The sequence below is a fragment of the Gottfriedia acidiceleris genome, assembly GCF_050457485.1.
GTDB lineage: Bacteria > Bacillota > Bacilli > Bacillales > Bacillaceae_G > Gottfriedia > Gottfriedia acidiceleris_D.
Map to the genome: position 1 here is coordinate 305,086 of NZ_JBCMJM010000001.1, position 12,214 is coordinate 317,299.

The following is a 12,214-nucleotide window of genomic DNA, read 5'->3' on the forward strand; positions in this document are numbered from 1 at the left end:
CGCTTATATAAAATAAACCATACAAAAAAGCCAAGCAATCTAATTAAAAAAATTGCTTGGCTTTTTTAATATAAATCAAAGAGTTTATTTCTACATTTAAAGGTACGCTTAAACAGGGAGTACGTCACATATTTAATATTTTCATTTTTTTATAGAATTGAGAACGGCTGATCCCTAACAATTTTGCAGCAGCAGTACGATTTCCGTTTGCCATTAGTAAGGCAGATTCAATTGCCTCTCTTTCTGCGTCACTTACTTTTTTCTTAAAAGAAGAATTTTGTCCATTTTCTTGATTTGCAAAGATATCACTAGCACCTGAGAGCACTTTAGTTGTTATGGTCACTCGTCCCGTATTTTTAGTTTTTATATAATCAGGAAGATGCTCTGATTCTAACAATGTCCCATTCATACAATTCATCGCACGTTCAATCACGTTTTCTAATTCCCGAACATTTCCTGGCCATTGGTGTTCCATAAGCAAGGAAAGAGCATTTCGACTAAATGTTATTTGTTCTATCCCCATCATATGGCTAAACTTTTTTGATATTGTTTGTGCTATAAGAGGTATATCTTCGGATCGGTCTCTTAAAGCAGGAATTTGAAGGGGAATGACATTTAGACGATAAAATAGGTCTTCACGAAACTCTCCGGAAGCAACCATTTGTTCCAGGTTTTTGTTTGTTGCGGCGATAATACGTACGTTTACACGAATCGTCTGATTTCCACCTACTCGCTCAAATTCGCGCTCTTGCAATACTCGGAGTAGTTTAACCTGCATTGACAAAGGCATGTCGCCTATTTCATCAAGGAATATTGTACCGTTGTTTGCCTCTTCAAATTTACCTTTTTTTCCGCCTCTTTTTGCGCCAGTAAATGCACCCTCAGCATAACCAAAAAATTCTGATTCCCATAGCTCAAACGGAACCGCTGCACAATTAATCTTTACAAATTTTCCGTGTCGTCGTGAAGCATTGTGAATGCCACGGGCAAAGAGCTCCTTACCTGTCCCACTTTCTCCTAATAATAGAATATTAGAAAAGCCCGGAGCTGCTTGACGTGCCATGGTTTTGAGCTGTGTCATTCCGTAATTATTTGATAGAATATCGTCAAGATCAAACTCTAATCCTCCTAATATAGAAAGTTCTGCACGATAATAGGATACTTCTTTTTCTAAATTATCCAATCGATTGATAACGGTTTTCCATTTGTTCAAATTTCGATACATTATATGAGCAACGGCCCCGATAATTTGATTTCCTCGACGAAGTTGACCTCTTTCAATCAGACAATGATGTTTTCCTAGCATAACAGCTTCGATACTTTTAGTTGGAATCCCTTCAGCTAACATTTCCTCTAATCGCAGCTCAGGAAAAGAATGATGGACAGGTTGTCCTATTAATCGATCTTTTGGTAATCTAACAAATTCGCAAGCGGCCTGATTTATCATACGGATTTGTCCTGTTACATCAATCCATACATACCCATCAGAATTAGTATCAATAACAGAATGTAGAGCTTGTTGTAATTGATGGGTTAATTCAAGTTCCGAAGCAATTGTCTCGTAATCTTTAATATCCTGTAATAAGATAAGTCCTCTCCATGAGTAGTGGTCCTCAGATAGAAAATTACAATTGATAAGAAATTTTTTATCTCCTAAAGTCACATGGCGAAGAAGTGGTTCCTCTGTTTGAACATCTATAGAAGAAATAAGGTCTTGTAATTCAGGGAACAGATCGGACAAAGATAGCCCCATGCATAACTTAAGAGAACTGCCGCACATGGATTCTGCTGCTGGATTCATTAAAACAATCTTACCTTTTTCATCTATGGCTATAGCACCAATATGCATATGATTGATCGAATTTAAAGAGGTTACAACTGAGTTATACTTTAAAAGAGTCATACGGTTTATTTCTGCCTGGCCAAAAATACCTGAAACATGGTTGTCACGTGTAACAACAATAGCATGAGCGGTTTGATGCCTCATAAAAAAATCACTAACTTCTACTAATTGGTTATCCTCTTTTAATGTAAAAACCTCGCGAATGATATGCTCCTCAATATATGTGTCTAAAGAAAAGTCATTTAATAATGCACGGTAAAGGGAGGATTTACTAAATGCCCCAAGAAGCTTGTTGTTGGCGTCAACAACTGGAAGTAGACCAATTTTATGAGATTGAAAAATTTGTACTGCCTCACGTAATGTGCTATTTAATGAAAGCGTTTTTATTTCTCGGTTCATTACTTCTCTTATCAACATATCCTTGACTCCTTGTCTTAATTCTTTATATTGTCCTCGAAATGAGACATTTATTTTTTAAAAAAATAAAAATTAATTGAATTGTATTAAAAATGAAACAATTTTAATTACATAATATCATAAAGTCTTGATTTTAGGATACATAAAAAAATTTATTAGATTATCACATTAGAAAAGTTATGGTCTATTTTTAGTTTGATCTAGCAGTTCGAAGAATGAACAAACTTGATTAGTTTACAATATGAGAAAACACTATCTTCTTTAACGGACAATTTGTCCGCAAATTGAGACAATAAATGATTTGATGATTTTTTTAAAAGAGTTGAAAGAGTACTATTTTTCAATTTTACTAGGAATATTTATTTAGTGATTATTATGGCACAGTTATTGCTTGTCTAATGTAAGTAAGGCATGGCGAGAATTGTTCGGCAATGAATCAGATGGGCGAACTAGTTGGGACTTTATATATAGAAGAAAGTGCTGATAAATTCTAGTCTTTAATACTCTCATAATACTGAACTTTACAACTTAGTGAGTGCACAATAATTCTTAAACCATTGTTAATACGGGAGGAATTGCACATGAAAGGGAAATTAGTTTGGATGACGGAACCTTTGAAATTTGAAATGAGAGAATATGATCTACCGGAAAACATTGAGCCTGATGCTGTACTAATCGAAGTTCTCCAGACCAATGTTTGTGGTTCCGATTTGCATATTGCAAAAGGGAATCTCCCTAATTTAAGTTGCGGAGGAATAGGACATGAAGTGGTCGGACGTATCGTCAAATTAGGAGAAAGAAGAACAACTGACAATGCCGGTCAACCCGTAAAAGTAGGAGACCGTGTAGTACCGACCTACCTCGTATCATGTAATAAATGTAGTTATTGCCTTCGCGGACTTTATTCTAGCTGTATTCATTCAAGTAAGTATATTGGGAAACAAAATAATGCCCCGCATTTTCATGGCGCAACATATGCTACCCATTACTACATTCATCATGATCAGTACTTTTACAAAGTTCCGGATGGGATAACGAATCAAGAAGCTTCCAGTACCAACTGTGCACTGACACAAGTATATTCCGCCATTGATAAAGCAAATGTAAAGCCAGGAGACTCCATTGTTATTCAAGGTGCTGGAGGACTAGGCATCAATGCGTGCGCTGTTGCTAAGGAGAGAGGAGCGAAAGTCATTATTATTGATACGGTTGACTCTCGTTTGGAAATGGCTAAGAAGTTTGGAGCAGATCACATTATTAATATGAAAGGATTGGATCTCCGAGAGCTTATAATACGTGTGCGTGAACTTACAGATGGAATGGGTGCCGATTTCGGAATGGAAGTGGCTGGTGTACCATCTGCATTTACTCAAGGGCCCTATTTGCTTCGTATGGGTGGTAAATATATTGTTATGGGAAATATTTCGGTAGGACAAAAAGCAGAGGTTGATCCGTCAATTTTGATTCTTAAAGGAATTAAGATTCTCCCCTTCGCAGGATATGAACCAATGTATCTCTACAATGCCTTAAAATTTTTAGAAAGAAATGTAAAAAAGTATCCGTTTGCAGAACTAACTGATGCAACTTTTTCACTAGAAGAAGTAGCCACTGCCATAGATAAATCATTAAAAAGAGAAGTGACAAGAGCGACAATTGTAGTGAATCAATAAGAAAGGGGGTGAAGAGAGATGGCAATAAAAGTTCCCATAAAAAAGAAGTACGGTCATTTTATAGGTGGAGAATGGAAGGAACCGGTAAAAAAGCAATATTTTGATGAGTATAATCCTTCATCAGGTGCAAAGATTGCATCCTTTGCTCGTGGAGATCAGGAAGATATAAATCTAGCCGTTCGAAGTGCTGAGGAAGGCTTTAAAGTATGGTATGCATTAGATCCTTATGTTCGTGGTCAAATCATGATGAAGGTGGCTAAATTGTTACGAAAACATAAGGTGGACTTTATTTATTTTGAAACATTGGATGTCGGGAAGCCACTCTATCTTGCCGAACTTGAACTTGAAATGTGTGCTCGTGCATTTGAGTACGCTGCAGGAGCGGCAGATAAAATTTTTGGAGAAGTAATCCCAAGCTCTAATAAACAACTGAGTTATACAGTACGAGAACCATATGGGGTAACAGCTCATATTACACCTTGGAATTCACCTTTAATAGTTGCAACGAGAGGTTGTGCATCTGCCTTGGCTGCTGGTAATTCTGTTGTGATCAAGGTCGCTGAAAACACTTCACTATCTACATTAGAATTTGCCCAACTTTGTGTAGAAGCTGGAGTTCCTTCTGGTGTAGTAAATGTCGTTACCGGATACGGTAATGAGGCTGGAGCTGCCTTAGTTAATCATCCCAAAGTAAGGAAGATTAGTTTTACGGGATCAGTTGAAACGGGGACAACTATTATGAAGGCTGCTGCTGAAAGAATTGTACCTGTAACTTTGGAATTGGGAGGGAAATCTCCAAATATTATTTTTGAAGACGCTGATTTACGTTCAGCAGCAGCCAGTGCAATCCAAGCATTCGTGGTGAATGCAGGTCAGGTATGTGCAGCAGGTACAAGGTTATTAGTTCAACAATCCATTGTAGATACATTTACAGAAAAATTGACGGAAGGCTTGAAACAAGTAACGATCGGTGATGGTTTTGATAATTCAATAATGGGCCCAATTGTATCAGAAAAACAATTAAATCGTATTGAACATTATGTGAAGGTAGGTCAAGAAGAAGGAGCCGAATTGGTTTGCGGCGGTAACAGATTGACAAGTGGGAATCTTAAAAATGGTTTTTTTATCGAGCCAACGGTTTTTAAGAATGTAACCAACAGCATGACGATTGCACAAGAAGAGATCTTTGGACCCGTATTATCAATCATCTCATTTGATACAGAAGAAGAAGCGATACAACTTGCAAATGATACCGAATATGGCTTAGCAGCAGCAGTATGGACAAGCGATATTAAACGTGCACATCGAGTGGTAAAGAAAATTCAGGCTGGACAAATATACATTAATGATTACCTGCCTAGTGGTGCTGAAGGGCGTCCTTTTGGAGGATATAAGAAGAGTGGCATCGGCAGGGAAGGCGGAATGGATGGGATTTATGCTTTTACACAAACCAAAACAGTAACCATAAAATGCTAGTTACGCAAAAAAGGTCTCATAAAATTGAAATATAAAAATGAAGTAAGGTAAAAATAGCAACCGTAAAGAATTAGATCAAACTAATAAATCAAACATCAGGGAGAATAACTATGTCAGAACAAAGAACATTTAATCCATTCGATTTTTTCACTAAATTAACTGCTGAAACGGAAAAACAACTAAATGAACTAATTGGTTTAAGGACAAATAATCGTGAATTCATGCAATTCTCTAACACCATTTCAGATTCGAGCGCTTTGTTTCAGGAGAAGTTTAAAAAATCTAAAGAGGCTATAGAAACGCATCTAAATTTGCCTTCTAAAAATGATCTAGTCAATATTACGAAATTGTCGATTCAAACCGAAGAAAAACTTGATGCATTAGAAGAACAAATTTGGGAGTTGAATAAATTAGTTAATTCCAATAACAAAGAAATCGAAGGAATTGTTGAAGTGTCTAACGATATTATTAAACTATCAAAGCACCTAAAAACTGAAATTTCAAAATCAAAATCAGAATTCTTAGAAATAAACAAGTTACGCTTAGAAATACAAGAAATGAAAAAAGAGTTAGCAGGCATAAGTAGTTTAAAAGCAGAGATTTCAAGTCTTTTTGATATGATGTTACAAAATGTTAATAAGCCAGCTGTACACGAAGGTGAACTAGTATTGACAAAAGGATAAATGACATAGAAAACCATTAGTTCCTACAATTTTAAAATAAAAAGAAGAAAGGAAAATCTAACGGGTTCTCTTTTTGGAGGGAAAGTAAGTTTTAATTGCTGAAATCGCACAGTTTTAGCAATACAATTAACACAGTAAATAACAGAAAAAAAGCATTGAGATGTCTCAATGCTTTTTTATATTAGGTCAAAATCGGCTCCTTCTGGATACAAAGCGATATATTCTTCTTCTTCAGGGTTTAAATAAGCTATTTTTACTCCTTCAAGTAGGTTGATATTCTTAAGTTCTTCTATGATTGTTTGCTTTGCCTTCTCAACATCTACAACAAAGTTGACAATATTAGCTGTACCACTACCTATATCCCCACCATCGCAAGAACCGTTGCCTGTCCAACCTAAGCATTCATTCATTAAATCCTCAACGTGATGTCGCTTTTCAAGAGTTGCTTCAATCTGGTCTTCTTCATACCTGTATTGAACAACAAGCTCGAATAGTTCATCTTCATCTAGATAATCGTAGCCCTCATTAGCTTTTTCTTCTGATAATTCATCCATCAATTTTTCTGCCTTTTGAAATAGTGATAATTTTTTTTCCTCAGTCTCACCAGTATCTCCAACAGTACCGTAATGAATTATTAGCGTTTTACCGTCTTGCCAAACTTCCCAATACAAAAACTCATTATCAACCTGTTTAATCATCTTAATCAAGACCAACACCACCCATTATATTATCTTAGATAGATTATATCATTTATTTTAAAAACCTAGTCTGCAATCAAAGGCTATTACTCTTTTAAATAAATCGCATTTATTTTAACATTCATATTCACTATAAAAATCGCACATTTATCAGTATAGACAATAGTTATTGTCCATTGTTTTTTCAGATGCTAATTTTCTGCTATTTCTTATCAAACTTCAACAAAAAACCTCATTTTAACAATAAAAAAGACAGACCAATAATTTGCTAATTGGTCTGTCTTTTAGCTATTTATTTTCTAGTTTTCTCTCCCAAAGGAGAACCCGTTAAGGAAAATCCCTTTCTTCTTTTTATTTTACTTGCTTGGTAATAACGCCTGCTCATTTATAAAGTGGTGTATTGTTTGATTGAATCTTTCTGACTCCTCAATTTTTGCCCCATGACCTGATTTAGACAAAATACATAATTTGGCATTTGGAATCTTTTTGTACATCTGAATCGATATCCAAACTGGTAGCAATGTATCATATTGGCCACCAATAATGAGTGTTGGGACCTTTATGTTTGGTAATAATGAGCGGTTATCTATATCTAGTATGGTATCTTCTACTTTCTTGATTGCGTCCTTATTTGGTTTAAAGCATTTATCGAAAGCAATAAAATTCTCAACATTCCAGGAATAAAAACATTTTTTTGCAGCAATAACTTTTTTCTGATCAGGAGAAAGTATGAATGATTCAAGTTTGCGTACCTCTTTTACTAGTTTTCCTAAATGCTTAGGTGAATAAAAAAATGTACACGCTAAAATTAATGATTTACACTTCTCAGGAGCTTGATGGTAAATTTCTTGAGCAACAGCACCACCCATTGAATAACCACAAATGTTTGCGTTTTCGATATTGAGTTCATCAAGTAATAAAATAATGTCATTTGCAAAATTTTTCATTGAAATACCATCAAGTGTAAAATTATTTCCATGGCCTCTCAAATCGGGAATAATTAGATCATACTGCGAGGCTAATTCAAATTGTTTATACCATCCTTCTTTCCATTCAGAAAAACCGTGAATAAGAACTAATGGTTCCCCACTTCCCATTCGCAAATACGGCATCGAAATTTTACTCATTATTTTTTCTTCCAAACTCAAAACCTCCTATTATTAAATTGAGAAATTGTCACTGACTGATCTATGGTGGCTTTTAGTAAGCGAGAAAAAGTGTATTTACAAAGTCTCTGGCTTGTAGGAACTCTTGTACAACTTTAAGTAATAATGCAAAACAAAAGAGTATCCAGTTTACCCTCCTCCCTTAAAATTGGGAACAATAATATTTATGCAAAAAGCATACCAAATCAAAAAAAATGTGAATATTTTAAAGGATATTTAATATTGTGTGTAAAAACAGGAATTCGTTTGTCACATATGATTGTTTAATTATTTACGTTAATGACAAGTTGTTTAAACGATTAAGCAACTTTTTTGTATTTTTGAATGGAATTAGTGTCTCGAAAAATCTACACTGTATCGGTTTCAAGACAATATTTAACGTGTTTCCATCAAAATAAACTGATTCAATGCTCTTTTTTAACTTGGCATAAAACTTGCTTAATATTATTCGAAAGGAGTTAATAACATCCAAGCACTGTTCACTTCATAAAAATGTAAAAGGAATTATATGAATCTTGTTAATTACTTCAAACAAATAGAAGAAAATCTGAATGAAGAAATAAAATGTTTTTTCAATTGTCATCAAAACATTTTAATAGTAGAAGAGTATTTCGGGATCCATCTAAAGAGAGTCCGAAATCAAAGAATACTTGTGGAGTATTGGTTGAATTCCAAGGGATATGTGAATAAAGAAGAGCTTTCCAAAATAGCGATGACGATTATTTCTATTGAAGAGAAGGTAGATGCTTTAGATGACTTAGTTTTCAACATCACAAAAAACTGGAGCTCAAATAAGCAATCACTTAAATCTGTGAATGAGATTCTTAATGAGATAAAAAGTTTAATTGAAGAAGAATACACAGAAGAAAATCAATTAAAAGCAGGAGTTAATAAAAACAATTGATAAAAGACACCTAGGGGGACTATTAATGTCAGAGCACCAGACAGTTGATCCATATGAAATACTCAATAAATTAACTTCTGAATCGGAAAAACAATTGAATGAACTTTTTCGTTCATTTACTAATAATTGTGATTTCTTTCAAGATACAAACACTACCTCAGATTCGACCACTTTGTTTCATGAGAGGAATAAAAAATACCAACAGATGTTTGAAACACAACTTAATTTACCATCTAAAATAGATTTGAATAATATTGCTAAATTATCCATTCGAACTTCAGAAAAAGTGGATTTTTTAGAGGAAGAAATTTGGAAATTAAAAGAATTGGTTAATTCCTCTAATAAGGAAATCGAAGGAGTGTTAGAAGTATCCCGTAATATTATTGAACTGACAAAAAAGATAAAAACGGATTTTTTTAATACAAAAGTGGTAAAAGCAGAAATAAACGATCTTCGTTCTGAGTTTCAAGAAATAAAAAAAGAATTAGCTGATTTCAAGTTAATAAAAGAAGAGATTTCAAATCTTTTAGGGTCAATGCATCTTCCAAACTATTAGCATTACTTAAAACTGTAGCGGGTAAACTGGAAGGTAAAGATCACACCTGGAGTGACAAAGTTATGGAAAGTAAATGGAGAATTTTTCACAACGCAAATGCATGGAATATCTATAGCTAATCTATTAGAAATGATGTCTATTTCATCGGGTAATTCAATTGTTTTAGGCTATTGATAGGAATAAATAAAATAAATTGAAAATTAAGAATTGTTATAAAATTAATCTGCTAAGTTGCCTATTATTTGCCTTCAGGTGTTCTCTTTCTAGAGGTCTTCTGCCTAACTAAGCAGGAGTCTCACACCTTTGTTCCAATCAATGTAGTTTCAAAATCCAGAATGACCGTTAACCCAATTAAAAGGAGTGAAAAGAAGTTTATGACTTTGTTAAATGAATTAAAGATTTTGGATTTTTCTACTTTGCTTCCTGGTCCATATGCAACGATGATGTTAGCAGATCTTGGTGCCGAAGTTTTACGTGTTGAATCACCTACAAGGCCCGATATGCTCAGAGAGATGTATCCACGTGATGGAAAAGATTCTGTAAATCATGGTTATATTAATCGCTCAAAAAAGTCTATTACCTTAGATTTAAAAATTGAAGATTCAATTGAAATCGTGAAAGAATTAATTTCTGAATACGACATTTTAATAGAACAATTTCGTCCAGGTGTAATGGAGCGGTTGGGATTAGGTTATGAAGCCTTAAAGGAAGTAAACCCAAGATTAATTTACTGTTCGATAACTGGTTATGGACAAACCGGACCGTATCGTCAGCGCCCGGGACATGATAATAATTATTTGTCTATTTCGGGTGTAGCAAGTTATTCAGGACGTAAAAAAGGTGGACCTGCACCCTCGGGAATTCAAATAGCCGATTTAGCTGGTGGCTCTTTACATGGAGTTATTGGTATTTTGTCTGCTGTGATCTATCGAGATCGGACTGGTGAAGGTCAATCCATTGATATTAGTATGACTGATTGTAGTTTTGCCCTAAATGCAACTTCTGCAGCAGGATACTTGATGGGAGAAATAACACCTGAGCTTGAGGGAACTATGTTTAATGGTGGTACCTTCTATGATTATTATGAAACAAAAGATGGTCGCTATTTTTCCGTAGGAAGTTTAGAGCCACAATTCCGTAAGTTACTATGTGAGGGTATTGGCCGTGAAGACTTGATTCAACTTAGCTTTAGTGAAGTGCAAGATGATATTCATACTTTTAAGAATGAAGTAAAGAACGCATTTCGTTCTAAAACATTTGCGGAGTGGCAAAAGGTCTTTGGTGAACTCGAAGCTTGTGTAGAACCAGTTCATACGTTTGCCGAGTCATGTAAGCATCCACAAATTGTAAACCGTGGAATGATCGTAAAAGTTCCAAAGCAAAATGGTGGCTATCAAAAACAAGTTGCCTGCCCGATTAAGACATCCGTCTTTAAACCTGAGTATAAACATTCCGGAGTGGAGCTGGGTGTGCATAACAAAGAAACCGTAATACCTTCTGAATAACTTCAATTATAAAATCATCATAGAATATTCTTCGTAGATAGCGTAACGCTTACTTATGTCCCATAACGAAAAGAAAGGCAGTTAGTAAAATTATAGTAGGAGGAATGGATTATGAATAATAGGGTTAAGGTTATTGGAGTCGATATGGTTAAGTTTACAAAACCTGGAACACAGGAACCGTATGAACTAATGGCTTCTAAAGCGATCCTAGGCGCAATTAAAGATGCAGGAATTGATTACAAAGAAATTAAACAGGCATATGCAAGTTATGTTTATGGGGATAGTACTTCAGGACAAGCTGCCCTTTATAGGGTAGGCATGACAGGGATTCCAGTGATCAATGTAAATAATAACTGTTCTTCTGGATCGACTGCTTTATTTTTAGCTCGTCAAGCAGTGCAATCTGGAGTGGTAGACTGTGCACTTGCTTTTGGCTTTGAAGAAATGAAGCCAGGTGCATTAGCAAATGTATGGGTAGACAGAACGAATCCATTACAGACATTTTTGGATCGATTAGATGCATTAGACTCTAATGGATCTTCCGACACTGGTCCCACGCGCATCTTTGGTGCAGCAGGCAGTGCATATGTAAAAAAATACGGCGCAAACCCAGACATCTTTGCTAAGGTAGCAGTTAAAACACGCGCCCACGCAGCTCACAACCCTTATGCTATTTTTACTAAACCACTGACAATAGAAGAAGTATTAAACGCTCCAGTTATCTATCCGCCACATATGACTAGATTTATGGCATGTCCTCCTTCATGCGGAGCGGCTGCAGCTATTGTTTGCAGTGAAGAATTTGCACGAAAACATGGACTTCAAGATGCCGTAGAAATTGTATCTCAGGCAATGGCTACTGATACGAATGATTCCTATTTAGACGAGATTCATATTGTTGGAAAGGATATGACTAGAAGAGCTTCAAAAGAAGTTTATGAAAAAGCAGGCATTGGACCAGAAGATGTGGATGTTATTGAACTACATGACTGTTTTACACAGAATGAGGTCATTACCTATGAAGGTTTGGGTTTATGTGGAGAAGGTGAAGCAGAAATCTTCATTAATAATGGTGACAATACATATGGCGGCAAATTTGTCATTAACCCATCTGGGGGGCTAATGTCAAAAGGCCATCCTCTTGGTGCGACTGGTTTGGCGCAATGTACAGAATTGGTTTGGCAATTACGCGGACAAGCTGGTAAACGACAAGTCGAGAATGCGAGAGTTGCTCTTCAGCATAACCTTGGTCTTGGGGGTGCAGTAGTAGTTACAATGTACAAGAAATATTAGTCC

Annotated in this window: 10 protein-coding genes; 7 read left to right on the forward strand and 3 right to left on the reverse strand. The window is 35.5% G+C overall.

Translation table 11 applies throughout. From position 1 onward, the window contains the following. Positions 1 to 124: 124 nt before the first annotated feature. On the reverse strand, positions 125 to 2,260 hold the full coding sequence (locus ABEY15_RS01345) for a sigma 54-interacting transcriptional regulator (RefSeq protein WP_429887935.1): 2,136 nt from the start codon (positions 2,258 to 2,260) through the stop codon (positions 125 to 127). A gap of 581 nt (positions 2,261 to 2,841) precedes the next feature. On the opposite strand from ABEY15_RS01345, the gene ABEY15_RS01350 reads away from it, so the two are divergent. The 3 genes from ABEY15_RS01350 (at position 2,842) to ABEY15_RS01360 (ending at position 6,089) form a co-directional block, all read left to right on the forward strand. After that, positions 2,842 to 3,930: a zinc-binding dehydrogenase gene (locus tag ABEY15_RS01350; RefSeq protein ID WP_429887937.1), complete on the forward strand. Its 1,089-nt coding sequence runs from the start codon at positions 2,842 to 2,844 to the stop codon at positions 3,928 to 3,930. A gap of 18 nt (positions 3,931 to 3,948) precedes the next feature. Then, on the forward strand, positions 3,949 to 5,406 hold the full coding sequence (locus ABEY15_RS01355; RefSeq protein ID WP_429887939.1) for an aldehyde dehydrogenase family protein: 1,458 nt from the start codon (positions 3,949 to 3,951) through the stop codon (positions 5,404 to 5,406). A gap of 110 nt (positions 5,407 to 5,516) precedes the next feature. Beyond that, entirely contained in the window at positions 5,517 to 6,089 is a 573-nt protein-coding gene (locus ABEY15_RS01360) for a polyhydroxyalkanoate biosynthesis repressor PhaR (RefSeq protein WP_429887940.1), read from the forward strand. A 176-nt stretch (positions 6,090 to 6,265) separates the two neighbouring features. Here ABEY15_RS01360 and ABEY15_RS01365 read toward each other — a convergent pair whose 3' ends face one another. Together ABEY15_RS01365 and ABEY15_RS01370 are read right to left on the reverse strand one after the other, a co-directional pair. After that, positions 6,266 to 6,796, reverse strand: coding sequence for a WGR domain-containing protein (locus ABEY15_RS01365; RefSeq protein WP_429887942.1), 531 nt, complete (start codon positions 6,794 to 6,796; stop codon positions 6,266 to 6,268). Between the two features lie 347 nt (positions 6,797 to 7,143). Beyond that, positions 7,144 to 7,929, reverse strand: a complete 786-nt coding sequence (locus tag ABEY15_RS01370; RefSeq protein WP_429887944.1) for an alpha/beta fold hydrolase — start codon at positions 7,927 to 7,929, stop codon at positions 7,144 to 7,146. Positions 7,930 to 8,617: 688 nt separating this feature from the next. Here ABEY15_RS01370 and ABEY15_RS01375 point away from each other — a divergent pair. The 4 genes from ABEY15_RS01375 to ABEY15_RS01390 all read left to right on the forward strand — a co-directional run bounded on the left by ABEY15_RS01375 (position 8,618) and on the right by ABEY15_RS01390 (position 12,211). Continuing rightward, the gene (locus tag ABEY15_RS01375; protein ID WP_429887946.1) at positions 8,618 to 8,857 is read left to right on the forward strand and encodes a hypothetical protein; all 240 of its coding nucleotides are present in this window, start codon (positions 8,618 to 8,620) and stop codon (positions 8,855 to 8,857) included. Positions 8,858 to 8,882: 25 nt separating this feature from the next. Continuing rightward, positions 8,883 to 9,413: a polyhydroxyalkanoate biosynthesis repressor PhaR gene (locus tag ABEY15_RS01380; RefSeq protein WP_429887947.1), complete on the forward strand. Its 531-nt coding sequence runs from the start codon at positions 8,883 to 8,885 to the stop codon at positions 9,411 to 9,413. A 374-nt stretch (positions 9,414 to 9,787) separates the two neighbouring features. Continuing rightward, positions 9,788 to 10,918 carry a CaiB/BaiF CoA transferase family protein gene (locus ABEY15_RS01385; RefSeq protein ID WP_429887948.1) on the forward strand — a complete coding sequence of 377 codons (1,131 nt, stop codon included), beginning with the start codon at positions 9,788 to 9,790 and terminating at the stop codon, positions 10,916 to 10,918. A 111-nt stretch (positions 10,919 to 11,029) separates the two neighbouring features. Beyond that, complete coding sequence (locus ABEY15_RS01390; RefSeq protein ID WP_429887949.1) at positions 11,030 to 12,211, forward strand: lipid-transfer protein; 1,182 nt, start codon at positions 11,030 to 11,032, stop codon at positions 12,209 to 12,211. The last annotated feature ends 3 nt before the right edge of the window (positions 12,212 to 12,214 follow it).

Coding starts and splice junctions, on each gene's coding strand:
- ABEY15_RS01345 (WP_429887935.1), bottom strand. CDS start 2,260: ATGTTGATAAGAGAAGTAATGAACCGAGAAATAAAAACGCTTTCATTA.
- ABEY15_RS01350 (WP_429887937.1), top strand. CDS start 2,842: ATGAAAGGGAAATTAGTTTGGATGACGGAACCTTTGAAATTTGAAATG.
- ABEY15_RS01355 (WP_429887939.1), top strand. CDS start 3,949: ATGGCAATAAAAGTTCCCATAAAAAAGAAGTACGGTCATTTTATAGGT.
- ABEY15_RS01360 (WP_429887940.1), top strand. CDS start 5,517: ATGTCAGAACAAAGAACATTTAATCCATTCGATTTTTTCACTAAATTA.
- ABEY15_RS01380 (WP_429887947.1), top strand. CDS start 8,883: ATGTCAGAGCACCAGACAGTTGATCCATATGAAATACTCAATAAATTA.
- ABEY15_RS01385 (WP_429887948.1), top strand. CDS start 9,788: ATGACTTTGTTAAATGAATTAAAGATTTTGGATTTTTCTACTTTGCTT.
- ABEY15_RS01390 (WP_429887949.1), top strand. CDS start 11,030: ATGAATAATAGGGTTAAGGTTATTGGAGTCGATATGGTTAAGTTTACA.